This is a genomic window from Streptomyces sp. NPDC003035 (assembly GCF_042888285.1).
Classification (GTDB): domain Bacteria; phylum Actinomycetota; class Actinomycetes; order Streptomycetales; family Streptomycetaceae; genus Streptomyces.
Genome location: NZ_JBIAPJ010000002.1, coordinates 753,807 through 777,129, shown reverse-complemented (window position 1 = coordinate 777,129; position 23,323 = coordinate 753,807). Strand labels below are relative to the sequence as shown.

General features: G+C 72.6%; 25 protein-coding genes. 16 read left to right on the top strand and 9 right to left on the bottom strand.

The features are described 5' to 3' along the window. Positions 1–91: 91 nt before the first annotated feature. Complete coding sequence (locus ACFYV5_RS09690) at positions 92–2,239, bottom strand: prolyl oligopeptidase family serine peptidase (RefSeq protein ID WP_389166328.1); 2,148 nt, start codon at positions 2,237–2,239, stop codon at positions 92–94. 165 nt (positions 2,240–2,404) lie between these two features. On the opposite strand from ACFYV5_RS09690, the gene ACFYV5_RS09685 reads away from it, so the two are divergent. The 4 genes from ACFYV5_RS09685 (at position 2,405) to ACFYV5_RS09670 (ending at position 6,247) form a co-directional block, all read left to right on the top strand. Further along, positions 2,405–2,599, top strand: a complete 195-nt coding sequence (locus tag ACFYV5_RS09685) for a hypothetical protein (protein WP_137993529.1) — start codon at positions 2,405–2,407, stop codon at positions 2,597–2,599. 56 nt (positions 2,600–2,655) lie between these two features. Then, positions 2,656–3,549: an N-acetyl-1-D-myo-inositol-2-amino-2-deoxy-alpha-D-glucopyranoside deacetylase gene (mshB, locus tag ACFYV5_RS09680; protein ID WP_389166325.1), complete on the top strand. Its 894-nt coding sequence runs from the start codon at positions 2,656–2,658 to the stop codon at positions 3,547–3,549. Next, on the top strand, positions 3,546–3,890 hold the full coding sequence (locus ACFYV5_RS09675) for a DUF6113 family protein (protein ID WP_355105819.1): 345 nt from the start codon (positions 3,546–3,548) through the stop codon (positions 3,888–3,890). The genes mshB and ACFYV5_RS09675 overlap by 4 nt, the downstream gene beginning before the upstream one ends. A gap of 329 nt (positions 3,891–4,219) precedes the next feature. Continuing rightward, positions 4,220–6,247, top strand: a complete 2,028-nt coding sequence (locus ACFYV5_RS09670; protein ID WP_389166323.1) for a hypothetical protein — start codon at positions 4,220–4,222, stop codon at positions 6,245–6,247. Between the two features lie 79 nt (positions 6,248–6,326). Here the strand turns inward: ACFYV5_RS09670 and ACFYV5_RS09665 are convergent, their stop codons facing one another. Next, positions 6,327–6,551, bottom strand: a complete 225-nt coding sequence (locus ACFYV5_RS09665; protein WP_355105823.1) for a hypothetical protein — start codon at positions 6,549–6,551, stop codon at positions 6,327–6,329. Between the two features lie 131 nt (positions 6,552–6,682). On the opposite strand from ACFYV5_RS09665, the gene ACFYV5_RS09660 reads away from it, so the two are divergent. Beyond that, positions 6,683–7,597 carry a hypothetical protein gene (locus ACFYV5_RS09660; RefSeq protein ID WP_389166319.1) on the top strand — a complete coding sequence of 305 codons (915 nt, stop codon included), beginning with the start codon at positions 6,683–6,685 and terminating at the stop codon, positions 7,595–7,597. 12 nt (positions 7,598–7,609) lie between these two features. Here ACFYV5_RS09660 and ACFYV5_RS09655 read toward each other — a convergent pair whose 3' ends face one another. Then, entirely contained in the window at positions 7,610–8,428 is an 819-nt protein-coding gene (locus tag ACFYV5_RS09655; RefSeq protein ID WP_389166316.1) for a tetratricopeptide repeat protein, read from the bottom strand. Then, on the bottom strand, positions 8,425–9,426 hold the full coding sequence (locus ACFYV5_RS09650; protein WP_389166313.1) for a GNAT family N-acetyltransferase: 1,002 nt from the start codon (positions 9,424–9,426) through the stop codon (positions 8,425–8,427). The genes ACFYV5_RS09655 and ACFYV5_RS09650 overlap by 4 nt, the downstream gene beginning before the upstream one ends. Before the next feature lie 112 nt (positions 9,427–9,538). Here ACFYV5_RS09650 and fdxA point away from each other — a divergent pair, with 112 nt between their 5' ends. Continuing rightward, positions 9,539–9,859, top strand: coding sequence for a ferredoxin (gene fdxA / locus ACFYV5_RS09645; RefSeq protein WP_003985062.1), 321 nt, complete (start codon positions 9,539–9,541; stop codon positions 9,857–9,859). A gap of 99 nt (positions 9,860–9,958) precedes the next feature. After that, a complete protein-coding gene (locus ACFYV5_RS09640) occupies positions 9,959–11,065 on the top strand; it encodes a bifunctional succinyldiaminopimelate transaminase/glutamate-prephenate aminotransferase (RefSeq protein WP_389166310.1) in 1,107 nt (368 codons plus the stop codon). An 85-nt stretch (positions 11,066–11,150) separates the two neighbouring features. On the opposite strand, the gene ACFYV5_RS09635 is transcribed toward ACFYV5_RS09640, so the two are convergent. Both ACFYV5_RS09635 and ACFYV5_RS09630 read right to left on the bottom strand, forming a co-directional pair. Beyond that, positions 11,151–11,603 (bottom strand): ATP-binding protein, encoded by a 453-nt coding sequence (locus ACFYV5_RS09635; RefSeq protein ID WP_355105834.1) that lies wholly within the window; start codon positions 11,601–11,603, stop codon positions 11,151–11,153. A 273-nt stretch (positions 11,604–11,876) separates the two neighbouring features. Then, entirely contained in the window at positions 11,877–12,812 is a 936-nt protein-coding gene (locus ACFYV5_RS09630) for a hypothetical protein (RefSeq protein WP_389166306.1), read from the bottom strand. A 38-nt stretch (positions 12,813–12,850) separates the two neighbouring features. Here ACFYV5_RS09630 and dapE point away from each other — a divergent pair, with 38 nt between their 5' ends. Together dapE and ACFYV5_RS09620 are read left to right on the top strand one after the other, a co-directional pair. After that, a complete protein-coding gene (gene dapE / locus ACFYV5_RS09625; RefSeq protein ID WP_355105838.1) occupies positions 12,851–13,933 on the top strand; it encodes a succinyl-diaminopimelate desuccinylase in 1,083 nt (360 codons plus the stop codon). A gap of 84 nt (positions 13,934–14,017) precedes the next feature. Further along, positions 14,018–14,767: a TIGR00730 family Rossman fold protein gene (locus ACFYV5_RS09620; RefSeq protein WP_355105840.1), complete on the top strand. Its 750-nt coding sequence runs from the start codon at positions 14,018–14,020 to the stop codon at positions 14,765–14,767. A 61-nt stretch (positions 14,768–14,828) separates the two neighbouring features. Here ACFYV5_RS09620 and folP read toward each other — a convergent pair whose 3' ends face one another. Continuing rightward, positions 14,829–15,689, bottom strand: a complete 861-nt coding sequence (gene folP / locus ACFYV5_RS09615) for a dihydropteroate synthase (RefSeq protein ID WP_355105842.1) — start codon at positions 15,687–15,689, stop codon at positions 14,829–14,831. A gap of 103 nt (positions 15,690–15,792) precedes the next feature. On the opposite strand from folP, the gene ACFYV5_RS09610 reads away from it, so the two are divergent. Continuing rightward, positions 15,793–16,128, top strand: a complete 336-nt coding sequence (locus ACFYV5_RS09610) for a DivIVA domain-containing protein (protein ID WP_355105844.1) — start codon at positions 15,793–15,795, stop codon at positions 16,126–16,128. Continuing rightward, entirely contained in the window at positions 16,125–16,709 is a 585-nt protein-coding gene (locus ACFYV5_RS09605) for a DNA-3-methyladenine glycosylase I (protein WP_355105846.1), read from the top strand. The genes ACFYV5_RS09610 and ACFYV5_RS09605 overlap by 4 nt, the downstream gene beginning before the upstream one ends. A gap of 24 nt (positions 16,710–16,733) precedes the next feature. Here the strand turns inward: ACFYV5_RS09605 and ACFYV5_RS09600 are convergent, their stop codons facing one another. Next, complete coding sequence (locus tag ACFYV5_RS09600) at positions 16,734–17,537, bottom strand: enoyl-CoA hydratase/isomerase family protein (protein WP_389166299.1); 804 nt, start codon at positions 17,535–17,537, stop codon at positions 16,734–16,736. A 312-nt stretch (positions 17,538–17,849) separates the two neighbouring features. On the opposite strand from ACFYV5_RS09600, the gene ACFYV5_RS09595 reads away from it, so the two are divergent. Continuing rightward, positions 17,850–18,017, top strand: coding sequence for a DUF3117 domain-containing protein (locus ACFYV5_RS09595; protein ID WP_006346801.1), 168 nt, complete (start codon positions 17,850–17,852; stop codon positions 18,015–18,017). Positions 18,018–18,181: 164 nt separating this feature from the next. On the opposite strand, the gene ACFYV5_RS09590 is transcribed toward ACFYV5_RS09595, so the two are convergent. Beyond that, positions 18,182–18,847 carry an O-methyltransferase gene (locus ACFYV5_RS09590; protein ID WP_355105987.1) on the bottom strand — a complete coding sequence of 222 codons (666 nt, stop codon included), beginning with the start codon at positions 18,845–18,847 and terminating at the stop codon, positions 18,182–18,184. A 140-nt stretch (positions 18,848–18,987) separates the two neighbouring features. Here ACFYV5_RS09590 and sigE point away from each other — a divergent pair, with 140 nt between their 5' ends. The 4 genes from sigE (at position 18,988) to ACFYV5_RS09570 (ending at position 23,294) form a co-directional block, all read left to right on the top strand. Beyond that, positions 18,988–19,746 (top strand): RNA polymerase sigma factor SigE, encoded by a 759-nt coding sequence (sigE, locus tag ACFYV5_RS09585; RefSeq protein WP_389166295.1) that lies wholly within the window; start codon positions 18,988–18,990, stop codon positions 19,744–19,746. Then, the gene (locus ACFYV5_RS09580; protein WP_389166292.1) at positions 19,743–20,714 is read left to right on the top strand and encodes an anti-sigma factor family protein; all 972 of its coding nucleotides are present in this window, start codon (positions 19,743–19,745) and stop codon (positions 20,712–20,714) included. The genes sigE and ACFYV5_RS09580 overlap by 4 nt, the downstream gene beginning before the upstream one ends. Before the next feature lie 77 nt (positions 20,715–20,791). Next, positions 20,792–22,762 carry a trypsin-like peptidase domain-containing protein gene (locus ACFYV5_RS09575; protein ID WP_389166289.1) on the top strand — a complete coding sequence of 657 codons (1,971 nt, stop codon included), beginning with the start codon at positions 20,792–20,794 and terminating at the stop codon, positions 22,760–22,762. A 91-nt stretch (positions 22,763–22,853) separates the two neighbouring features. After that, the gene (locus tag ACFYV5_RS09570) at positions 22,854–23,294 is read left to right on the top strand and encodes a sec-independent translocase (RefSeq protein ID WP_355105856.1); all 441 of its coding nucleotides are present in this window, start codon (positions 22,854–22,856) and stop codon (positions 23,292–23,294) included. The last annotated feature ends 29 nt before the right edge of the window (positions 23,295–23,323 follow it).

Genomic DNA, 23,323 nt, shown 5'->3' with positions numbered 1-23,323 from the left:
TGTGCGGTGAAGCCTAGACACCTCCACCACACCGGAGGTCTTCGCCATGATCAAGACCAGGCAGCGTTAACAACGCTCGTGATCAATACACCTAGCCCGTGGGCAGCGAGCGCTTCAGGAAGTCCACCTGGAGCAGGAGCAGGTTCTCCGCGACCTGCTCCTGCGGCGTCATATGGGTCACGCCCGTCAACGGCAGCACCTCATGGGGCCGCCCCGCCGCGAGCAACGCCGAGGACAGCCGCAGCGTATGGGCCATCACCACATTGTCGTCGGCCAGCCCATGGATGATCATCATCGGCCGCGCCGGGTTCTCCGGCGCCGACAGACCGTCATCGGTGACCAGCGAATTCGCCGCGTACACCTCCGGGCGCTCCTGCGGCATCCCCAGATACCGCTCCGTGTAGTGGGTGTCGTACAGCCGCATGTCGGTGACCGGCGCCCCCACGATCGCCGCGTGGAAGACGTCCGGCCGCCGCAGCACCCCCAGCGCCGCGAGATACCCGCCGTACGACCAGCCCCGGATCGCCACCCGCCCCAGATCCAGCGGGAAGTCCTTCGCCAGCGCCCGCAGCGCCTCGACCTGGTCGTCGAGCGTGGGCGTCAGATCGTGCGCGATCGCCTTCTCCCAGGCGGGAGACCGGCCCGGAGCACCCCGCCCGTCCGCCACGATCACCGCGAAGCCCTGCTCGGCGAACCACTGGGACGTCAGATGCGGGTTGTGGGCCGCGAGCACCCGCTGACCGTGCGGACCTCCGTACGGATCCATGAGCACGGGCAGGAGTCCGTCACCTTCCCGGTACCCCGACGGGAGCAGGACGGCGCACGGAATCCGCCGTGCGCCCCCCTCCAGCAGACGTACCCGCGCCGACAGCACCGGGGTCTCCGCGTGCGAGTCGACCACCGCCACCTGCGCGCCGTCGCGCAGCACCCGCGCCACGCTCCCCGGCGAGTCCGGCCGGGCGGAGACCAGCACCGTCACCGCTCCGCACCGCACCGCCGAGTGCACTCCGGTCCCCTCCGAGACCCGCTCCACACCGCGCTCGTCGACCCGGTAGACATGGATCTCCCCGGTCTCCGGTTCCGCCGCCTCCTCGCCGGCCGAGGCCGACACCAGGACGTCGCTCTCCCCGATGTCGAGGACGTTCCTCAGCTGGAGCTGCGCCCCCGTCAGCGCGCGGTCCCCGACCGCGAGCACCCGCGCACCCCCTTCGTCGGCGATCCTGACGAGCCGCCCGTCCGGAGCCCAGGCCGGCACCCCCGGCAGCAGCTCCAGCCACACCGGGTCCTCGTCCACATGCACCGTGCGGGTCGCCCCGGTCGCCGCGTCCACCGCCAGATGGAGCTGGGTGCGCTGGTCACGCGCCTGTACGAGGATCAGCGGAGGCCCGCCCGACGACCAGTGCACACGGGCCAGATACGGATACCGCTCGCGGTCCCACTCGACCTCCGTACGCTCCCCGGCCAGATCCACCACGTACAGCCGCACCTCCGCGTTCGGCGTGCCCGCCGCCGGATACGGCACCGCGCGCGGCTCCCGGTCCGGGTGGGCCGGGTCCGAGATCCACCACCGGCGCACCGGCCGGTCGTCCGCCCGCGCCACCAGCAGCCGGTCCGACTCCGGCGACCACCAGAAGCCCCGCGATCGCCCCATCTCCTCGGCCGCCACGAACTCCGCCAGACCGTACGTCGTGTGCGCGTCCTCCGGCTCGGCCAGCGCCCGGTCGCCCTCCCAGTCCACGGCCGTCAGCCGCAGCGCGCCCCGCGTCACATAGGCGATGTGCCGGCCGTCCGGCGACGGCCGCGGATCGATCACCGGCCCGGGCACCGGCAGTTCCCGCGCCGTCCCCGCCCTCAGCTCCGCCGCGAACAGCCGTCCCGACAGCGCGAACGCCGCCAACTCCACCGCCGCGTCCACCGCGTAGCCCACGATGCCGCCCGAGCCCTCACGGCTCCGCTCCCGCCGGTCGCGCTCCTCGGCCGACAACTCCTCGTCCGCGCCCCCGAGCAGCGCCTCCGGATCCGCCGCGACCCGCTCCCGCGGCCCGTCCGCCGTGCCGTCGAGGTCGAGCACCCACAGCGCGTGCGAGCGGTCCGTACCGGACGCCGAACGCACGAAAACCACCCGCTCACCGTCCGGGGAGACCGTGAACGCACGCGGAACGCCCAGGGTGAAGCGCTGCGTCCGGGCGTACTGGCGAGGGAACGAGAGCGGGTACGACCGCTGTTGCCTGGAGGTCATGCGACCGAACCTAGCGCTGTGCGCCCCCCTGTGCCCCCGTCACCATCGATGCGGAGCCACACATAGTTATGATCCGTAGCGCTAGGTGGGTAAGGGACACCTGGCACATGCTCGCCGAACTGACCGTCCGAATATCCGACCGAAGAAGTATGGAGGTGAACCGCCGTGGCACTCTCGATTTCGGCGGTGGTGCTGCTGGCGATCGTCGTCTTCCTGCTGATCCGGAAATCCGGGCTGAAGGCTGGACATGCGGCGGTCTGCGCGCTCCTGGGTTTCTACCTGGCGAGCTCGTCCATCGCCCCGTCCATCAGCACGCTCACCACCAACGTGGCGGGCATGATCGGCGGCCTCAAGTTCTGACCTGGGGATCTCCGGCCTGCCGTCGCGATCCGGGCCCCGCCTCGTAGGGTGGGGCCATGACGGTTCTCCCAGCCCGTCGTCTGCTCCTGGTGCACGCGCACCCCGACGACGAGTCGATCAACAACGGCGCCACCATGGCCAGGTACGCGGAAGAGGGCGCGCTGGTCACCTTGGTGACCTGCACGCTCGGCGAGGAGGGCGAGGTCATCCCGCCCGGGCTCGCCCATCTGGCACCCGACCGGGAGGACCGGCTCGGGGCGCACCGCGTCGGCGAACTCGCCGCCGCGATGAAGGAGCTGGGCGTCACCGACCACCGCTTCCTCGGGGGTCCCGGCCGCTTCCGCGACTCCGGGATGATGGGCGTCGAGCAGAACCGGCGCGAGAACGCCTTCTGGAACACCGACGTCGACACCGCCGCCCCGTACCTCGTCGAGATCGTCCGCGAGACCCGCCCGCAGGTCCTGATCACCTACGACCCCGACGGCGGCTACGGCCACCCCGACCACATCCAGGCCCACCGCGTCGCCATGCGCGCCGCCGAGCTGGCGGCGGACGCCTCGTACCGCCCCGACCTCGGCCCGGCCCACTCCGTCGCGAAGATCTACTGGAACCGGGTCCCGCGCCCGGTCGCCGAGGCCGCCTTCGCCCGGCTGCGCGCCGAGGGCACCGACTTCCCCGGCATCGCCGCGATCGACGACGTCCCCGGAGTCGTCGACGAGTCCCTGATCACCGCCGAGATCGACGGCGATCCGGAGTGGGCGGCGCGGAAGGCCGCCGCGATGCGGGCCCACGTCACCCAAATCGCCGTCGACGGGCCGTTCTTCGCCCTCTCGAACGACCTCGGCCAGCCGATCTTCACCACGGAGCACTACCAGTTGGTGAAGGGCACGCCCGGCGCACCGGCGGGCGTGCGCGAGACCGACCTGTTCGCGGGTGTGGTGACGCCGTGAACGTCCGTGTCGTCTGGTACGTCCTTCTCCTCGTCCTCGGCGCGCTCGTCGGCGCGGCGGGCTCGCTCGCCCAAGCCGCCTGGATCCCCGGCGGATTGTTCGTCGCACTGCTCGCCACCGCGGGAGTCTTCTACGGAGGTCTGCGGGCCACCGACACCCAACTGGGCCTCGTGGCGCCGGGAGCGGGCTGGCTCGCCGCCATCGTGCTGCTCGGCCTGGGACGGCCGGAAGGCGACGGCGTCTTCGCGGGCGGGGTCGCGGAGATGGTCTACCTTCTCGGCGGCATGGCCATCGCTGTGATGTGCGCCACCTTCTCGCGGCCGCCGCGACCGACCTCGTGAACAGGCCGAGTTGAGCGGAGCTTCTGTGAAGGGCTGCCCGGACTTCGGCCGGAATGCCCCGTGCTCGATCCCCGGCCGTCGGGTGCCTGGCGGCGACGGCCAGTATGGTGGTGCGCGCCGCCGAGCCGCCCGGGTACACGAGCACCAGCAAGAGCGGGCGGTGGAGCCAACCGGGAGAACCTGCTTTGAGTCGTGAAACTGGTCGAGAGACTGACAGTTCGTCCTCCGGCGCCCAGGGGCGCGGTGGAGCCGCGTACCCGTCGGGTACACCGCCGTACGGATCCCGTCAGTATCCGTCGCTCCACCCCACGCAGGACGGGTCCGACGACGTGCCCGGCGCCGCTGCCGCGCCCGCTCCGCCGCAGCCGGAGGAGCCGAAGACCGAGACCACGCTGACCACCCGGATCCGGATCAATATTCCGGGTTCGCGGCCCATCCCGCCCGTGGTGGTCCGCAAGCCGGTCGGGGAGGCGGAGTCCGAGGCGCCGTCGACGCGTGAGCCGGCCGCCGAGGCGGCTCCGGCACCCAAGCCTGTCCCGGCCCCGGCGCCCTCGGCTCCGGCCGCGGAGTCGAGGCCGAACGCGGAGGACAAGCCCACCAGCGACTGGTTCGCCCCGCGCAAGCCGGCCGCTCCTTCGGCGTCGACCCCGGCCGCCGCTCCGGCCGCGCCCTCCGCACCGTCGGCACCCTCCGGACCGTCGACGCCCCCCGGGCCTTCCGGGTCCTCCGGCAGGGGAGCCGGCGCCGCTCCGGGCGCCGCTCCTGGCGCCGGTTCCGGTGCGCCGCGGCGTACGCCCGCTCCGGGCGTACGGCCCCCGGCCCCGGGCGGCCCGGCCCGCGGTTCCGGGTTCGCCGGCCCCGCGACCGGCGGCATCCCGACGGTCGGCGGCGCCTCGATCGCGGCGACGCCCGCGGCCGGTACGCCGATGTTCCTCTCGACACCGCCGCAGGACGAGGCCACGTACGGCCCCGACGGCGCCCCGTACCCCCCGTCCGCCCCCCAGGCGCCGAACGGCCCGACCACCGGGCCCGTCACCGGCAGCAGCCCGATGGGCGCGGGTCCGACGGGCGCGGGTCCGCTGGCCGGTGGCCCGGTGACCGGTGGTCCGCTGGGTGGCGGTCCGGCGGGTGGCGGCCCGATGGGCGGCGGTCCCTTCCCGGGAGCGCCGCGCATGTCGGACGACACCGCCGTCCTGACCCCGCAGAACCCGGCCCCCATGGCCCCGCCCGGCCCGGGCCCCGGCGGCGGTCACGTCTCCGGAGACACGCTCACCAGCGGCATCCCCGTCGTGCCGTCCGGCCCCTCGGGCCCGGACCGTGGCTTCTCGGCCCCCGAGGTCGTCGGCGGCGCCCCGGCGCCCGCCGCCCCCAGGACGGCGACGCCCGCGGCCTCCTCCGCCCCGGGGAAGAAGGGCCGCTCCAAGCTCGTCCTCGTCGGCGCCGGGCTCCTGGGCATCGTCGGAGTCGCCTACGGCGCCGGCCTGCTTCTCAACCACTCCGACGTCCCCAAGGGCACGACCGTCCTCGGTGTCGACATCGGCGGCGGTACGAAGGAGGAGGCGGTCGACAAGCTGGAAGCCACCCTCGGCAAGCGCGCCCACAAGCCCCTCACGCTCAGCGTCGACGGGAAGACGGTCGAGCTGGCCCCGGACAAGGCCGGTCTCTCCCTCGACAGCCAGGAGACCGTCCGCGCCGCCGCGGGCAGCGACTACAACCCGGTCTCCGTGATCGGCACCCTCTTCGGCGGCGAGCGCGTCGCCGAGCCGAAGATCCCGGTCGACGAGGAGAAGCTGGCCGTCGCCCTCAAGGACGTCTCCGGCACGTCCGGCACGGCCACCGAGGGCACGATCACCTTCGCCCCGAACAAGGTCACCGCCGTACCGGGCAAGCCGGGCAAGGGCCTGGACGTCGCCCGGTCGATGATCTTCGTCAAGGACGCGTTCCGCGCCCAGGTCCAGACGGGGACGTCGAAGGCCGTCGAACTGCCCGTCGTCACCCGCGAGCCCACCATCACCCAGGCCGAGCTGGACCGGGCGATGAAGGAGTTCGCCCAGCCCGCCATGTCCGGTGTGATCACGATCAAGGCCGGCTCGAAGAAGATCGACTTCGGCCCGGCGCGGTCGCTGCCGCAGATCCTCTCCATGAAGCCCGTCAACGGCCGCCTGGTGGAGGTCTACGACAAGCAGGCGATCGAGAAGCTCCTCGACGGAGTCTTCGACGGCATCATGATCACCAAGGGTGACGGCAAGAAGCACCAGGTCACCGCCGACGACGTCGCCTTCGTGATGCGCGACGCCCTGATGGGCAAGACCAAGGCCGAGCGGACGAAGGTCATCGACCTCACCGGCCAGGGCTGACGCTCCGTACGCGTCGACCGAGGAGCCCCACCCGAAGCCCCACCCGGGGACACCGGGTGGGGCTCCCGTCCTGTTTCTGTCACCAGTTCCCGCCGTACCGCCGCTTCTTCGCCCGCAGCCACTCCTGGATCTCCTTGGTCTCGCGGGGCGAGGCGGGGCGCAGGTCGTCGGCACGGACGGTGGCGGCGAAGTGCACGAACCGCACCCGCCGATGGACGCCGTCCACACCGATGACCTTGCCGGGGCCGTAGACGTCGGTGCCGGTATGGGCGACGAAGGTGCCGGGGCCGTAGGGGGTCTGCATCGTGAGCCTTTCGCTCCGCGTGGTGGACCGGTCACACAGGGGTGTGGATCACGTTACGCTCCGTAGGGTCCTGCTCGTGCCAACGCGACCAGCACGTCGGCAACCGCGGCGCCGTGCGGTTCAATCGGCCCATGACCGACACCCTGGGGACCTCACGGACGTACGTCGACCTCGGAGCGTTGACCGCTCCCTCCGGGGTCCTGGTCCTGGGCGGGGCCGGCTCGATCGACCAGTGGCCCGAGGTGGGCCGTCCCCTGTCCGAGCGCGCCGGCGCGGTGGCCGCGAGCGGTGGCGGGCATCTGTACGGGCCCGAGGGGACCGAGCCCGCCGCGTGGAGCTGCGAGGCCGTCGCCGTACCGGCCACCACCGACCGTCCGCTACGCGTGCGTGCGCGGACCTCGCCGTCCCCCTTCGACGGCGAACCGACGGTGTCCGTCCTGGAGGTGGACCTCGGCCTTCCCTGGCCGCGGTCGCGGGACGAGCGGCCGCTCCCGCTGGGGGACCTGCCCGTCGACCGGTGCGGCATGGTCCTCGGTGACGCGCGGGCGTTGGACTCCTTCGTCGGTCTGGCCGGCGAGTCGGTCGACGGTCTCGCCGATCTGACCTACTGGGGGCGGTACGAGGAAGAGGCCCACGCCGCGTTCGGGGGTGAGCGCATCGTGAACACCGCCTGGGGCTCCGGCCCGTACGGCTGGCTCGATCTGCCGCTGCCCGAGGCCCGGGCGCTCGCGGAGCGCCTCAGCGCGTGGAACCGGACGGGGCCGGGCCGGGGGATCGGACTCGTGACCGATGTGGCGGCGCACACCGACTACCACCGTCTCCACCGCGCCGCCTGGACCCGTCCGCTCCTGGACGGCATCGTCGACATCGCCGGCTGCCCCGTGCTCGGTCTCGACTGGGACCAGGGCGACCACTCCGTACGCCACCACGGCGAGCGCGCCTGGGGCCAGGTCTACCCCGCCGCCCTCGCACCCCACGAAGGCGGAACCGTCCTGCGCTGGACCATCCCGGACTGGACGGACGAGGAGGAGGGCAGCGCGGAGTGAGCGCGCCGCGTCCTAGTTCAGCAGCGCCCGCGCCGCCCGCGCCCTGTGGCGGATCGAGGCCGCCGCGCTCGGCTCGACCGCGTCCACGACCGAGGCGTACGCCTCCATCTCCGCCGCTCCCGCGAGGAACTCACCGCGCTGCACCAGCAGTTCCGCGTGCTCGTAGCGCAGCCGCGCCGGGTGCGAGGGGAGCAGCAGGGACAGCTCGACCGCCCACAGCGCCACCTCCGAGCGCTCAGGCCGTGGCGAGGCCCAGGCCCGGATGTTGTTGAGGATGCGCAGCACGATGTCCAGCGGGTCCGCGGGGCGCAGCATGGAGGGTTCAAGGGACTCGCCCGTCGCGCCCGCCACCAGCAGCTCCGCGTCCACACCCGTCATCGTCCGGCCGCCCGCGAAGGGGTCCGCGAGGACCTGGGCCGCCGGGTCGCCGAAGCCGACGACGAAGTGGCCGGGCAGGCCGAGCCCGTAGACCGTCGCCCCCGCCCTGCGGGCGACTTCCATCCAGACGACCGACAGCAGGATCGGCAGACCCCGCCTCCGCTTCAGGACCTCGTGCAGCAGCGAGGACTCCAGTCGCTGGTAGTCGGCCGGGGCGCCCTGGAAGCCGTACCGGCCGCCGAGCAGCCGGGCCAGCGCCGTCACCCACCCCGCGGGGTCCCGCACGCCGTACGGCAGCTCGCCGGCCAGCCGGTCCAGTTCGATCTCCGCCGCGTCGAGGTCGGCCTCCGTCACCCCGTCGTCCGCCACCGCCCCGATCAGCAGGCACAACCGGGCCAGGTCCGGGCGCTCCGCCCGGGCCTCCTCGGCGAACTCCGCCCGCCAGTCGGTCATGCCTCCGCCGCTCGGTAGTGGTGGTAGTGGTGGTGCACCTCGAAACCCATGCCCTCGTACAGCGCCCGCGCCCCGTCGTTCTCCGCCTCCACCTGGAGCCAGGCAGCCGACGCGCCCTCCTCGAGGGCCCGCCGGGCGAGCGCCGTCATGACGACCGTGGCCAGGCCACGGCGCCGGTGCGCCGGATCGACCTCCACCGCCATGAAGCCGGCCCAGCGGGCGTCCACCACACAGCGTCCGATCGCCGCCGGTATGTCTTCCGTGCCCGGTACGGATGCGAACCACACACTCGGACCGCTGGAGAGGACGCTCAGCACATGGGGGCCGGGCACGCCGAACCGCTGGTACCGCCGGAGCCAGGACTCGTCCACGGAGCGGGACAGCCGGACGGACGAGACGTCGGCATCCAGGTCGGCGACCGGCGCGAGCCCCGCGATCCGTACGTCCGCCGAGACCTCCGGCCGCCAGCCGCGCCGCTCCAGCTCCGCGCAGAGAAGTTCCTGCGTACCCTCGGCTCCGGTCGTCGCCTGGATGTACGCCGGGAGGCCCCGCAGCGCGTACCAGTCGCGTACCCGGTCCAGGGCCGCGTCCAGCGGCAGCCCCGGATCCCCGAGCGGCAGGACCGAGTTCGCCCTGCGGGTGAACCCGGCTGCCGCCCGCAGTGTCCAGTCGCCGAGCCGCTCGCTCTCCACCGGCTCCCACGCGCGCGCCGTCACCCGCGCGAGCTCCTCGAAGGAGGCGGCGGGCCCGCGCCTGCGGGCCGGGGCGGCGGGCACGACCTTGCCCGCGACCAGCGCGGATTCCGCGATCCGGACACTCTCACCGGTCCTGCGTGTGATCAGCAGCACACCAGCGTCCCATGATGTGAGAACACCGACCGTGTCGGTGAAGCGCTCGCCCGGGACGCCGGAGTCCGTCACATACCGAACTGAGACACGTTTTCCCACGTCAACCGGGGTAATACGCACCTCAAGGCGCCCTCCAGCGGTGAATTCCACGGCTTCTCCGCCCCTCCTGTTCGGATCGTCCCCGAGAACGGAGATACTAGGGGCGGGCATCGACGACGCCGCGCTCCCGCGCAGACCAGCCCTACCGAGGAGGAACGACAGCGTGACCTACGTCATCGCGCAGCCTTGTGTCGACGTCAAGGACAAGGCTTGCATCGAGGAGTGCCCCGTCGACTGCATCTACGAGGGCTCCCGGTCCTTGTACATCCACCCGGACGAATGCGTCGACTGTGGTGCTTGTGAGCCGGTCTGCCCGGTCGAGGCCATCTTCTACGAGGACGACACCCCGGAGGAGTGGAAGGACTACTACAAGGCGAACGTCGAGTTCTTCGACGAGCTCGGTTCGCCCGGTGGTGCCTCCAAGCTCGGCCTGATCGAGCGGGACCACCCCTTCATCGCCGCTCTGCCGCCGCAGAACGGCTGATCGACCCCGCCCCCGGTCCCGTACGGCCTCGCCCGCTGTACGGGACCGACGCGTTTCCCCGACGCGTCACCCCGTACGTACGAGGAAGTGAGCCAACTCGTGAGCGCAGTCTCGGGCGCAGTCTCTTCGCGCCTGCCCGTCTTCCCCTGGGACAAGCTGGAGCCGTACAAGAAGACGGCGGCCGCCCACCCGGACGGCATCGTGGACCTGTCCGTGGGCACGCCGGTCGACCCGGTTCCCGAGCTGATCCAGCGGGCGCTGGTGGCGGCGGCGGACTCGCCGGGCTATCCCACGGTGTGGGGCACCACCGAGCTGCGGGACGCGCTGACGGGCTGGTGCGAGCGGCGCCTGGGCGCGGTCGGCTTCACCCACCGGAACGTGCTGCCGGTCGTCGGCTCCAAGGAGCTGGTGGCGTGGCTGCCGACCCAGCTGGGGCTCGGCGCCGGGGACCGTGTCGCCTATCCGCGCCTCGCCTACCCGACGTACGAGGTCGGCGCGCGGCTCTGCGGGGCGACCCCCGTCGTCTACGACGACCCTACGGAGCTGGACCCGGCCGGCCTGAAGCTGCTCTGGCTCAACTCGCCCTCGAACCCCACCGGCAAGGTCCTCGGCAAGGACGAGCTGACCCGGATCGTGGCCTGGGCGCGTGAGCACGGCATCCTCGTCCTCTCCGACGAGTGCTACCTGGAGCTGGGCTGGGAGGCCGACCCGGTCTCGGTCCTGCACCCCGACGTCTGCGGCGGTACGTACGAGGGCATCGTCGCCGTCCACTCGCTCTCCAAGCGCTCCAACCTGGCCGGTTACCGCGCCGCGTTCGTCGCGGGCGACGCGGACGTCCTGGCGGAGCTGCTGCTGATCCGCAAGCACGGCGGCATGATGACCCCCGCCCCGGTGCAGGCCGCCACCGTCGCCGCCCTGGGCGACGACACGCACGTGGCCGAGCAGCGGGAGCGGTACGCGGCCCGGCGGACGGCCCTGAGGACGGCCCTGGAGTCGCACGGCTTCCGGATCGAGCACAGCGAGGCGAGCCTCTACCTGTGGGCGACCCGCGACGAGCCGTGCTGGCAGACGGTGGCGTACCTGGCGGAGAAGGGCATCCTGGTCGCGCCCGGCGACTTCTACGGGGCGGCGGGGGAGCGGTTCGTCCGCGTGGCCTTCACCGCGACCGACGAGCGCGTCGAGGCGGCCGTCAAGCGCCTGGGCTGACGTCGTACGGACGCGCGAGGGCCCGGGGAGCGGTGATGCTCCCCGGGCCCTCGCGTGTGCCGGACGGGCCGGCTGTGCCGGAAGGTCAGCCGCCGATCGGCAGGCCGCCCAGCGACGGCACGCCGCCCGTCGGCAGGCCCTCGCCGAGGGCACCGGTCGACGGGGCGCTCTCGGAGGCGGCGTCGGCGGTCTCGCCGACGACCTCGCCCGCGCTGCCCGCGGTCTCGCCCGCGACCTCCTGCGCGGCCGGGGTGGCGGTCTTGCCCGCCGTGCCCACGGTCTTGCCGGCGGCCGGGACGCCCTTGCCGACGGCCTTGCTGCCGGTGTCGCCGGCCACGCCGGTGGCGGACTGGGAGGCGCCGTCGACGGTGTCGCCGACACCGGCGCCGTCCAGGCTGGAGATACCGGAGAGGGCCCCGGTGGGCGCGATGCCGTGGTCCAGGGCGCTCGCGGAGCCGGCCGCACCGACCACGGGGGCTGCTCCGGCCGCCACGAGGAGTGCGGCGCGGGCGATCCGACGGGTCAGGGGGAGGGACATGGTGCTCCTTCGACGGAGAGGACGTGCTGACTCCGTGACAACCGAGGCGGGGGAGGGAGAGGTTGCGGCGGCCGAAGGTAAAGGATGCGTAATGCATCGCATTATCGGGTGGGGAGGAAAGCGGACGAACGCGCCGAAGATCGAACCCTGCCGAACCGTCACTTCCCTTGGCGGGCAAGGGAAGTGACACACGGGCGCCGGGTGAGTGCCGAGGCCTCGGCGAAAGACACGGTCGGGTGAATGCGCGTACGCGCGCTCGACTACTGCGCTCGACTACTGCGCGAGCCGGATGCGCACGGTGCCGTCGCTGTCGTCGGCGGCCTTCGTCCAGGCCCCCGAGACGTCGCTCGCGCGCCAGACCTTGTCCGCGTACGCGACTTCCACGATCCGCAGCTCGTCCGCCCGCGCCACGGCCCAGTGCGCGAGCTCCCAGCCGCGCTGCGTGTCCGTGCCGGTGGTCGCGAGGACGGGCACGGAGAGCACGAGGGAGGCCCCGCTCGCGTTCGCCCCGGAACGACCCGCCCCCCCGGCGTCGCCGCCGGCCGTCGCCTTCGGGGCGGCCTTCCCGCCGAAGTCCCGCGCCAGCTCCGCCCGCACCTTCGCCGGGTCCCCGGGCCGCCCCTCCGGCACCGCGCTCGTCGTGCAGCGGAGGGACGCGGCCGAGCGGCCGGTCAGCGCGGCGGCCAGCAGCGCCGCGTCCGGCTCGTGCTTCGCGTACGCCTGCGGGAATCCGCTGCGCTGGACCTTCTGCGCCGCCACGGTCAGCGGCAGCCGCGAATACCCCGGGACCTTCGCCAGACCCTCGTAGAACTTCCCCGAGGAGTACACGGGGTCCAGGATCTGTCGCGGAGTGCCCCAGCCCTGCGAGGGGCGCTGCTGGAAGAGGCCGAGCGAGTCCCGGTCACCGTGCTCGATGTTGCGCAGCGCGGACTCCTGGAGCGCCGTCGCCAGCGCGATGGTGACCGCGCGCTCGGGCATCCGGCGGGTGGTGCCCACGGCGGAGATGGTGGCGGCGTTCGACGCCTGCTCCGGCGAGAACTCGTACGTGTTCTCGCCACTGCCCACGCTGCACCGCGGAGCGCCCTTGGAGCCCGTGACGTAGTGCACGGCCACATAGGCGGCCAGACCGAGAAGCACGACGAAGGCGGCCGTGAACCTCGCGAGGCGGCCGTGGCGGGAGCTGCGGGAGGGGCGGATGGGCTCGGACACGGGGCCAACCGTACTGGAGGCCGGGTTAGGGTCGGCACATGGCTGACAACGCTCCCCTCGACCTCACGCTGGACGGTCCGGCGCTCACCGCCGCGCTCGTCGACTTCCCCTCCGTCAGCGGGACAGAGAAGCCGCTCGCCGACGCGATCGAGCAGGCCCTGCGTGCCCTGCCGCACCTCACCGTCGACCGGTACGGAAACAACGTCGTGGCCCGGACCCACCTCGGCCGCGCGGAGCGCGTCGTCCTCGCCGGGCACATCGACACCGTCCCGATCGCCGACAACGTGCCCTCGCGCCTCGACGAGAACGGCGTCCTGTGGGGCTGTGGCACCTCCGACATGAAGTCGGGCGTCGCCGTCCAGCTCCGGATCGCCGCCACCGTCCCCGAGCCCAACCGCGACCTCACCTTCGTCTTCTACGACCAGGAGGAGGTCGCCGCCCACCTCAACGGCCTCGGGAAGGTCGCCGAGGCGCACCCCGACTGGCTGGAGGGCGACTTCGCGGTCCTCCTGGAGGGCTCGAACGCCGAGGTCGAGGGCGGCTGCCAGGGCACCCTGCGCGTCCTTCTGCGGACCGAGGGCGAGCGAGCCCACTCCGCGCGCTCCTGGATGGGCTCCAACGCCATCCACGCGGCCGCCCCGATCCTGGCCCGGCTCGCCGCGTACGAGCCCCGCAAGCCGGTCATCGACGGTCTGGAGTACCACGAGGGCCTCAACGCGGTACGGATCGAGGGCGGCGTCGCCAACAACGTGATCCCCGACGCCTGCACGGTCGTCGTCAACTACCGCTACGCCCCCGACCTCACCCAGGCCGAGGCCGAGGCGCACGTCCGCGAGGTCTTCGCCGACTGTGGGGTGGCCGAGTTCGTGGTCGACGACCACAGCGGCGGCGCCCTGCCCGGCCTCTCGCACCCGGCCGCGGCCGAGTTCATGAAGGCGGTCGGCGGCACCGCCCACCCGAAGTTCGGCTGGACCGACGTCGCCCGCTTCAGCGCCCTCGGCGTCCCCGCCGTCAACTACGGCCCCGGCGACCCCATCTACGCCCACAAGGTGGACGAGCACGTCATCGTGGACAGGATCGTCCACTGCGAGGCCCGGCTCCGTGACTGGCTCACCGCCTGACTGCCGTAATTTCGCATTTCGTCATCTCTGTGGACCTACCCTGACCGAACCAGAAGATCAGTGGATCGGTGGAGGGAGCAGGGCATGGGTATCCCCGAGGGAGCGTCGAAGCCCGAGGAGCAGAGGCTGGGACCGGTGCTCAGGCGCAGGGACCAGATCCAGCCGGGAACCACGGATCAGCGCCTGCTGGACACCGAGGGCGACTCGGAGTGGGTGCACACCGACCCCTGGCGGGTCATGCGCATCCAGTCCGAGTTCGTCGAGGGCTTCGGCGCGCTCGCCGAACTGCCGAACGCGATCAGCGTCTTCGGCTCGGCCCGCACGAAGCCCGACTCGCCCGAGTACGAGGCCGGGGTGCGGCTGGGCCGCGCGCTGGTCGAGGCCGGCTTCGCGGTGATCACGGGCGGCGGACCGGGCGCCATGGAGGCGGCGAACAAGGGCGCGCGGGAGGCCAAGGGCATCTCGGTGGGCCTGGGTATCGAGCTCCCCTTCGAGCAGGGGCTCAACCCGCACGTCGACATCGGCGTGAACTTCCGCTACTTCTTCGTCCGCAAGACGATGTTCGTGAAGTACGCGCAGGGCTTCGTGGTCCTCCCGGGCGGCCTCGGCACCCTGGACGAGCTCTTCGAGGCGCTCACGCTGGTCCAGACGCGCAAGGTGACCCGCTTCCCGATCGTGCTCTTCGGTACGGAGTACTGGGGCGGCCTGGTCGACTGGCTGCGCGACTCGGTCGTGGCGGGCGGCAAGGCCTCGGAGCGGGACCTGCTGCTGTTCCACGTGACGGACGACGTGGACGAGGCGGTCGGACTGGTGTCGAAGGAGACGGGACGGTAACCCTCGGGGGACCAGTCCCCGGGGCCGGGTCCCTCCGGGGACCTGGCCCTGGGGGCCCGCCTCAGGCGAGCCCGCGCCGGGCGACGGCGGGCTCACGGTGCCCCGCGATCGTCGCCACCATGTCCAGCACCTGCTTGGTCTCCGCCACCTCGTGCACGCGGTAGACCTGGGCGCCCAGCCACGCGGAAACCGCCGTCGTCGCCAGCGTCCCCAGGACCCGCTCCTTGACCGGGCGGTCGAGGGTCTCACCCACGAAGTCCTTGTTCGACAGGGAGACCAGCACCGGCCACCCCGTCTCCGTCATCTCGCCGAGCCGCCGGGTCGCCTCCAGGCTGTGCCGGGTGTTCTTCCCGAAGTCGTGCCCCGGATCGATCATGATTCCGTCCCGCCGCACACCCAGCGCGACCGCCCGCTCGGCCAGACCCACGGTCACCCGCAGGATGTCGGCCATCACGTCCTCGTACGCGATCCGGTGCGGCCGGGTCCGCGGCTCCGCGCCGCCCGCGTGGGTGCAGACCAGGCCGGCGCCGAACCGGGCCGCGACCTCCGCGAGCCGCGGGTCCACGCCGCCCCAGGCGTCGTTGAGGAGGTCGGCGCCGGCCTCGCAGACCGCCTCGCCGACGTCGGCGCGCCAGGTGTCGACGCTGATGACGACGTCCGGGTGCCGACGCCGTACCTCCGCGACGAAACCGACCGTGCGCCGCGCCTCCTCCTGTGCCGTGACCTCCTCGCCGGGGCCCGCCTTCACCCCGCCGATGTCGATGATCGCGGCGCCCTCGGCGACCGCCTGCTCGACGCGGGCGAGGGCCGGCTCGTCGCGGAAGGTGGCGCCCCGGTCGTAGAAGGAATCGGGGGTCCGGTTGACGATCGCCATGATCACCGGCTCGTGCGGCCCGAATTCACGGCGTCCCAAGCGCAGCATCCCTTTTGTCCTCCCTCGCGTCCGTTCGCCTGCGACCCTAACTGTCGGTGGCGCATGGCACGATCGGCACCGGACGGTTTCCACTCCGGGGAGAGGCGCGCTGGTGTTCTGGTTCTTGCTGATCGCGATGGTCGTGGTCGTGGCGGCGGTCACCCTCGCGGTGGTCGGCGGAGGCGACAGCGAGGTGCTGCCCGAGGTGGCACCGGAGCAGCTGGTGGACCCCCTGCCGGCGACCCGGCCGGTCGACCGCGCCGACATCGAGGCGCTCCGGCTGCCGGTGACGGCGCGGGGCTACCGCATGGCGGACGTGGACGACGTCCTGGCGCGACTGGCCGCGGAGCTCGCCGAGCGGGACGCGCGGATCGCGGAGCTGCAGGCGGTGCTGGCCGGCGGGAACGACGGGCCGGGCCCGTCGCTCCGGAAGGACGAGGACCGGTGAGCGGCGGGGCGATCCCCGGGCCGGACGGCGGACTGCGCTGCCCCTGGGGCCTGTCGACCGCGGACTACGTCGCGTACCACGACGAGGAGTGGGGCCGCCCGGTCCACGGCGACGACGCGCTCTTCGAGCGGCTGTGCCTGGAGGCGTTCCAGTCGGGTCTCTCGTGGATCACGATCCTGCGCCGGCGCGAGGGCTTCCGGCGGGCCTTCGCCGACTTCAAGATCGCATCGGTGGCGGAGTTCGGCGAGGCGGACCGCGAGCGGCTCCTCATGGACGAGGGCATCATCCGCAACCGGGCGAAGATCGACGCGACCCTGGCGAACGCCAAGACGCTGGCGGTGTGGTCTCCCGGCGAGCTCGACGCCCTGATCTGGTCGTACGCCCCGGATCCGGCGACCCGCCCGGCCCCGCTGACCCTCGCCGACGTCCCGGCCGTCACGGACGAGTCGACAGCCCTGTCCAAGGCCCTGAAGAAGCGCGGCCTGCGGTTCATCGGCCCGACGACGGCGTACGCCCTGATGCAGGCCTGCGGCCTGGTCGACGACCATGTGCAGGGGTGCGTGGCCCGGGGCGGCCGCTGACGGCGACCCGGGCCACCTCCGGTGTCACCGGCCGACGTACCGCGGCTTCTCCTTGGCCAGGAACGCCCGGACCGCGATCGTGTGGTCCTCGGAGGCACCCGCCGCCGTCTGGAGCTCGTCCTCCTTCTCCAGCGCCTCCGCGAGCGAGTGGTCCGCCCCGTACGCCAGCGACCCCTTCAGCGCCGCGTAGGCCACCGTCGGGCCCTCGGCCAGGGTGCGGGCGACCTTCAGGGCCTCCTGCGCCAGGTCGGCGGCCGGGACCAGCTTGTTCACGATGCCGAGTTCGTACGCCTCCTGGGCGCTGATCGAGCGCGGGAAGAGCAGCAGGTCGGACGCGCGGCTCGCGCCGATCAGCCGGGGCAGGGTCCAGGACACGCCGGAGTCGGCGGTGAGCGCGACACCGGCGAACGACGTGTTGAACGCGGCGGTGTCGGCGACGACCCGGTAGTCCGCCGCCAGGGCGAAGCCGAAGCCCGCCCCCGCGGCGACCCCGTTCACGCCCGCCACCACCGGCTTCTTCATGCCGGTCAGCGCCTTGACGATCGGGTTGTAGTGGTCCCGGACGGTGTTCATCGTGTGCCGCGTCCCGGACTCCTGGTCGGACATCAGCAGACCCACGTGTTCCTTGAGGTCCTGGCCCACACAGAACGCCCGGTCGCCCGCCGCCGTCAGCAGCACCGCCCGTACGGCGGTGTCCGCCCCGGCCGCCTCCACCGCGTCCCGCAGGGCGACCTTCGCCTCGACGTTCATCGCGTTCATGGCCTCGGGCCGGTTGAGCGTGATCGTGGCGAGTCCGTCGCTCACTTCGTACAGCACGGTGTCGGCCATCGCGGCTTCCCTTCGCGTCTTTGCGTCTCTGACTGGCCCAGCATGGCGGAGATCACCCACCCCGCACATGTGAGCTGCGTCAAAGACGGGCGGCGATGTGACGGCGAAGAGGCGGCGCAGTATCGCAGGCCGATCGCCGAAATGGGCCGTTTTGCGGAAGCGCGTTGCGGAAGCGATGCAACCCGATGTTGGTCATCGGGTCCTGTGATGCGGGATAATGACCTGGAAGCAATGTGTTCGATGCCGGTGACGTGTGCTCCCGATCAGGGGCCGTCGGCTGACGAAGAGCTGGTTTCAGGAAGGGGAACAAGCATGGCGGCCATGAAGCCGCGGACGGGCGACGGCCCGCTCGAGGTGACCAAGGAGGGGCGGGGCATCGTCATGCGCGTTCCGCTCGAAGGCGGCGGTCGGCTTGTCGTCGAGCTGACCCCGGACGAGGCCGAAGCCCTCGGCGACGCCCTGAAGCAGGTAGTCGGCTGACGCGACAAGCCAGGATTGTCCACTCCTGCCCCGGCACGGTACTCACCGCGCCGGGGCAGGGGTGTGTACGGGGGTCTGTACGGGGCGTACGGGGCTTTCCATGCCCGATCGGGCCCGCCGGGGGCTCCCGGGCTCAGGGGCTCGCGAGGGCGGGCGCGCAGGCCTCAGCCGCGCCGCACCGCGCACAGCAGGCCGTCGCCCACCGGCAGGAGCGTCGGCAGCAGCTCCTGGCTCTCACGGACGGTCCGCAGCAGCTCGCGCACCCGCAGCACCTCCGCCGGCTGGGCCGCCCCGTCGACCGTGCGGCCGTCCGAGAAGACGCCCTCGAAGCAGACCAGACCCCCCGGTCGCAGCAGGCGCAACGATTCAGCGAGGTAGTCCAGGGACTCCAGCCGGTCGCCGTCGCAGAACACGAGGTCGTACCCGCCGTCCGCGAGCCGCGGCAGGACGTCCAGGGCGCGACCGGGGATGAAGCGCGCCCGGTTCCCGGCGAAGCCCGCCGCGCGGAAAGCCGTCTTCGCGAACTGCTGGCGCTCGGGCTCCAGGTCCACCGTCGTCAGGACCCCGTCCGGGCGCATCCCGTACAGCAGGTAGATCCCGGACACGCCCGTGCCGGTACCGATTTCGGCCACCGCTTTCGCGTCCGCCGTGGCGGCCAGCAGGCGCAGGGCGGCGCCGGTGCCCGGAGACACCGAGGGCAGCCCTGCCTCCCGGGCCCGGTCACGGGCCCAGCGCAGCGCTTCGTCCTCGGCGACAAAGGCGTCGGCGAACGCCCAGCTCGTCTGCCGGTTGGCGGTAATGGCCCTCTCCTGTCCCCGTAGTTGGCGCAACGGTGACTGTATCCGCTGCACGCGGGAACCCGCAGATGGGACCGCGCGTTCAGAGAGAGCAGGACGCGACGCGCGGTGCCGGTGCCCCGGCCCCAAATTCGCGTAAAGATTCTTATCCGGAGCTAACGGGCGAGGTGGCTATGGTAGGGGCTCCACTGGACACCACCAGAGCCGACAGGGGAGGTGCGGCTGCGCCTGTGGATCGGAGAGGAGCGCTTCGGCGCCTTCTCAGGTCGGCGGGTGAGCCGAAATCCGTGACCGACACCGCTGACCGAATCCACACCGCCGACTCCGCTCCCACCACCGCGACCTTCGCATCGGATGCGGAATCGCAGGCGTGGACTCCGCCCACCTGGGAGGAGATCGTCAGCACGCACAGTGGCCGGGTCTATCGCCTCGCCTACCGGCTGACCGGCAACCAGCACGACGCCGAGGACCTGACGCAGGAGGTCTTCGTCCGCGTCTTCCGCTCGCTGTCGACATACACGCCGGGCACCTTCGAGGGCTGGCTCCACCGCATCACCACCAACCTCTTCCTCGACATGGTCCGCCGCAAGCAGCGGATCCGTTTCGACGCGCTCGCCGACGACGCGGCCGAGCGGCTGCCCAGCCGGGAGCCCTCGCCGCAGCAGGCGTTCAACGACACGCACTTCGACGCCGACGTCCAGCAGGCCCTCGACACCCTCGCGCCCGAGTTCCGGGCCGCGGTCGTCCTCTGTGACATCGAAGGACTGTCGTACGAGGAGATCGCCGCCACGCTCGGCGTGAAGCTCGGCACGGTCCGCAGCCGGATCCACCGCGGGCGCTCGCACCTGCGCAAGGCGCTGAAGCACCGTTCCCCCGAGGCCCGGGCGGAGCGCGCGCTGGTCGCCGTCGGCTGGGAGGGCGGTACGGCGTGAACACACGTCCTGCCGGCCCGACCCCCGCGGAGCAGCATCTCGGGGACCGGCTCGCCGCGCTGGTCGACGGGGAACTCGGCCACGACGCCCGCGAGCGGGTTCTCGCGCACCTCGCGACCTGCGCCAAATGCAAGGCGGAGGCCGACGCCCAGCGCAGGCTGAAGAGCGTCTTCGCCTCCACCGCGCCCCCTCCGCCCTCGGAAGGCCTCCTCGCCCGACTCCAGGGGCTGCCCGGAGGGCCCGGTGATCCCGGGGGTGACGATCGTCGGGGGGGACCCCTCGACGAGCTTTTCCGCCTGGGCGGGCCCGGAGGCGTCGGTGGCGTGAAGTCGGACGGCTTCGCGACGGCCGCCGTCGTCTCCCCGCACTCCGGCCCGCACTCCGGCTTCCGTATCCACGAGGTCGGCGGCCGTCCCGATCACGACCGTTCGCCCTGGCGCGGACGGCGCTTCGGGATCGCGGCGGCCAGCGCGGTCTCCTTCGCCGCCATCGCGCTCGGCGGCGCCCTGCCGCTGGAGTCCTCGTTGAACGTCGGTGCGCGCGGCGAGGGCACCGGCAACAGCGTGACCCCGCTGCGGGCCGCGGCCTCCGGCGGCACCGGCACGAACTCGGGCACGGCCGCGGGGACGAACGCGGGCACGCCCACGGGCCGGGGCGGGCGCTCGGGGGAGCGGTCGGTCACCGACGCCTCGACGAGCCCGTTCGGCGCGGGCGTGGCGACGCCCGGGACCGTGGCCCCCGGGCCGCTGGTGCCCGGTGAGCCGGCACGCGCGGTGGCGGGCCGCTCGCAGCACCCGGCTCCGCCGTCGCTGCTCGCGCTCTCGCCGTTCATACGGCCCACGGGACCGGCCCTGCACCTGGCGTTCGCGTCCGGGGCGGGCACGCTGGGCCGCCCGGGCGTCACCCCGGCGCCGACGACCTTCACGGCCACGAGTTCGTCGACGATCCCGCTCACCTCCCAACGCTGACCCCGGACCTGGTTGAATCCAGGGCACGAGCGCCCGACGCAGGCGGGCGCGGACAGGTCAGCTGTTGCGGGGAGAGCATGAACGACGGGAAGCCCACCGGCCAGAAGCCGAAGTGGTGGAGCCGGCCTACGAGTACGCCGCCGGCTGGGGGTCTCCCCGAGCGAAGCCAGGCGCGGATACCGCAGCCGTCGGCCGCGGACGAGGGAGACTTCACCCTCGCCGCCCCCACGACACCGGAACCCCCCGCGGCACCGGAGCCCCCCGCGGCGCCCGAGCGGCCCGCCGGCCCCGCGGCCGCCGAGGCTCCGGGAGCCCCGGAGACCCAGACAACCCCGGAAGTTCCGGGAGCCCCGGAGAGCCCGGGAGCCCCGGGAGCCCCGGAGGCATGGGAAGCCCTGGGAACCCCGGAAGTCCAGGAGACGCCGGGAAGCGCCGGAGACCCCGCGAGCCCCGGGGACCCCGGAGGCCCGGGAACCCCCGAGGCCTGGGAAGCCCAGGGAACCTCGACAACCCCGGAAGCCCCGGGAGCCCCGGAGAGCCCGGGAGCCGCGGGGAACCTGGGAACCCAGGCGCCCCTGGAGACCCGGGCAATCCCGGAGGCTCCGGTGGTCGGTCCGGTCGCGGCCGTGCCGCAGCAGGCGCAGCAGGTGGAGACCATGCACGCACCGCCGGAGCAGCCGCAGCTCCAGCCGCTGCACGAGCCTGACGAGTACCGGACCCCGCCCTACGGCGGTCCCGGGCCGTGGGCCCCCGCCCCGCCCGTGCAGCGGCCGGTCGGGACTCCGGCCCACGGCGTCGCCGTACCCCCGCAGGCGCCCCAGCCGGCCTCGCCGGCCCCGCAGCCCGCCCAGTGGGTGCAGTACGACCCCTGGGGCGCCCCCGGTGCCCCCCTCGCCCCGCTGACCGTCGGCACGCAGCCGCTCGGCAAGCCCCGTCGTTCCCGGCGCGGGCTCGCGTTCACGGGCGCGCTGGTCTTCGCCCTCATCACCGGCGTCCTCGGCGGCGCGGTCGGCGCCTACGTCGAGCGCCACGGCGGCATCACCACCGTCGAGCTGCCCCAGGCCGGCCCCGAGGGCTCCGACCGCGCGCCCGACAGCGTGGCCGGGATCGCGGCCAGCGCCCTGCCCAGCGTCGTCACCCTGCACGTCAGCGGGGGCGGGGCCGCGGGTACCGGGACCGGCTTCGTCCTGGACACCCAGGGCCACATCCTCACCAACAACCACGTGGTCGACGCGGCCGCCTCCTCCGGCGACATCTCGGTGACCTTCAGCAGCGGCGAGACCGCGAGCGCCAAGCTGGTCGGCAAGGACAGCGGATACGACCTCGCCGTCGTCAAGGTCACCGGTGTCTCGGGTCTGAAGCCCCTGCCGCTCGGCAACTCCGACAACGTCCGGGTCGGCGACCCGGTCGTCGCCATCGGCGCCCCCTTCGACCTTCAGAACACCGTGACCTCCGGCATCATCAGCGCCAAGGAGCGGCCCATCACGGCGGGCGGCGAGAAGGGCGACGGCAGTGACGTCAGCTATGTCGACGCGCTGCAGACCGACGCCCCGATAAACCCGGGCAATTCGGGTGGTCCGCTGGTTGATTCCAAGGCCCGGGTCATCGGCATCAACAGCGCGATCCGCGCCGCCGGTGACGGTTCGGGCAGCGAGGGAGGCGCCCAGTCCGGGTCCATCGGCCTCGGCTTCGCCATCCCGATCAACCAAGGCAAGCGGGTCGCCGAGGAGCTCATCAACACCGGCAAGGCCACCCACCCCGTCATCGGTGTGAGCCTCGACATGCAGTTCAACGGCGACGGCGCCCGCGTCGGCGAGAAGGGCAAGGACGGCTCCGCCTCCGTCACCCCCGGCGGCCCCGCCGCCAAGGCCGGCATCCGGCCCGGCGACGTCATCACCAAGGTCGACGGGCAGCGGGTCCACAGCGGCGAGGAGCTGATCGTCAAGATCCGCGCCCACCGTCCCGGCGACCGGCTGGAGCTGACGCTGCTGCGCGGGGGCAAGGAGCAGACCAAGACGTTGACGCTCGGTTCCTCACAGGCCGACTGAGCGCCATGTGGGGGACACCGCGAGGTACCCGCCCGGCTGTTTCGGCGGGTACCGTGGAGCGGGCCCCGGACCCCGTGTAAGGAGCAGCAAGGTGTTCAACGACCTAGGCATACTCGAGCTCGTCACGCTCGTGGTCCTCGCCGTGCTCATTTTCGGCCCGGAGAAGCTGCCGAAGGTCATCCAGGACGTCTCGCGCTTCGTCCGCAAGGTCCGCGACTTCTCCGAGAGCGCGAAGGCCGACATCCGCACCGAGCTGGGCCCCGAGTTCAAGGACTTCGAGTTCGAGGACCTCAACCCGAAGACGTTCCTGCGCAAGCAGCTCGACGGCAACGAGGACTTCAGGGAGCTGAAGGAGCTGCGGAGCAGCTTCGACCTGAAGAAGGAGATGAACGACGTCGCGGACGCGGTGCACGGCCGCGAGCCGGAGACTCCGTCGGTGCCGGCGGCGGTCAACGGATCGCCCGACCTTCTCAAGAAGCAGGACAAGCCGGACGCCGGCGAGCGTCCGCCGTACGACTCCGACGCGACCTGACCACCTGGGCTGACACGACCTGACGGGGC

Bases quoted from the DNA above. Each gene is read 5' to 3' on its own strand.
- ACFYV5_RS09690 (WP_389166328.1), bottom strand. From the start codon at position 2,239: ATGACCTCCAGGCAACAGCGGTCGTACCCGCTCTCGTTCCCTCGCCAG.
- mshB (WP_389166325.1), top strand. From the start codon at position 2,656: ATGACGGTTCTCCCAGCCCGTCGTCTGCTCCTGGTGCACGCGCACCCC.
- ACFYV5_RS09665 (WP_355105823.1), bottom strand. From the start codon at position 6,551: ATGCAGACCCCCTACGGCCCCGGCACCTTCGTCGCCCATACCGGCACC.
- ACFYV5_RS09660 (WP_389166319.1), top strand. From the start codon at position 6,683: ATGACCGACACCCTGGGGACCTCACGGACGTACGTCGACCTCGGAGCG.
- ACFYV5_RS09655 (WP_389166316.1), bottom strand. From the start codon at position 8,428: ATGACCGACTGGCGGGCGGAGTTCGCCGAGGAGGCCCGGGCGGAGCGC.
- ACFYV5_RS09635 (WP_355105834.1), bottom strand. From the start codon at position 11,603: ATGTCCCTCCCCCTGACCCGTCGGATCGCCCGCGCCGCACTCCTCGTG.
- dapE (WP_355105838.1), top strand. From the start codon at position 12,851: ATGGCTGACAACGCTCCCCTCGACCTCACGCTGGACGGTCCGGCGCTC.
- ACFYV5_RS09620 (WP_355105840.1), top strand. From the start codon at position 14,018: ATGGGTATCCCCGAGGGAGCGTCGAAGCCCGAGGAGCAGAGGCTGGGA.
- folP (WP_355105842.1), bottom strand. From the start codon at position 15,689: ATGCTGCGCTTGGGACGCCGTGAATTCGGGCCGCACGAGCCGGTGATC.
- ACFYV5_RS09600 (WP_389166299.1), bottom strand. From the start codon at position 17,537: ATGGCCGACACCGTGCTGTACGAAGTGAGCGACGGACTCGCCACGATC.
- ACFYV5_RS09595 (WP_006346801.1), top strand. From the start codon at position 17,850: ATGGCGGCCATGAAGCCGCGGACGGGCGACGGCCCGCTCGAGGTGACC.
- sigE (WP_389166295.1), top strand. From the start codon at position 18,988: ATGGTAGGGGCTCCACTGGACACCACCAGAGCCGACAGGGGAGGTGCG.
- ACFYV5_RS09575 (WP_389166289.1), top strand. From the start codon at position 20,792: ATGAACGACGGGAAGCCCACCGGCCAGAAGCCGAAGTGGTGGAGCCGG.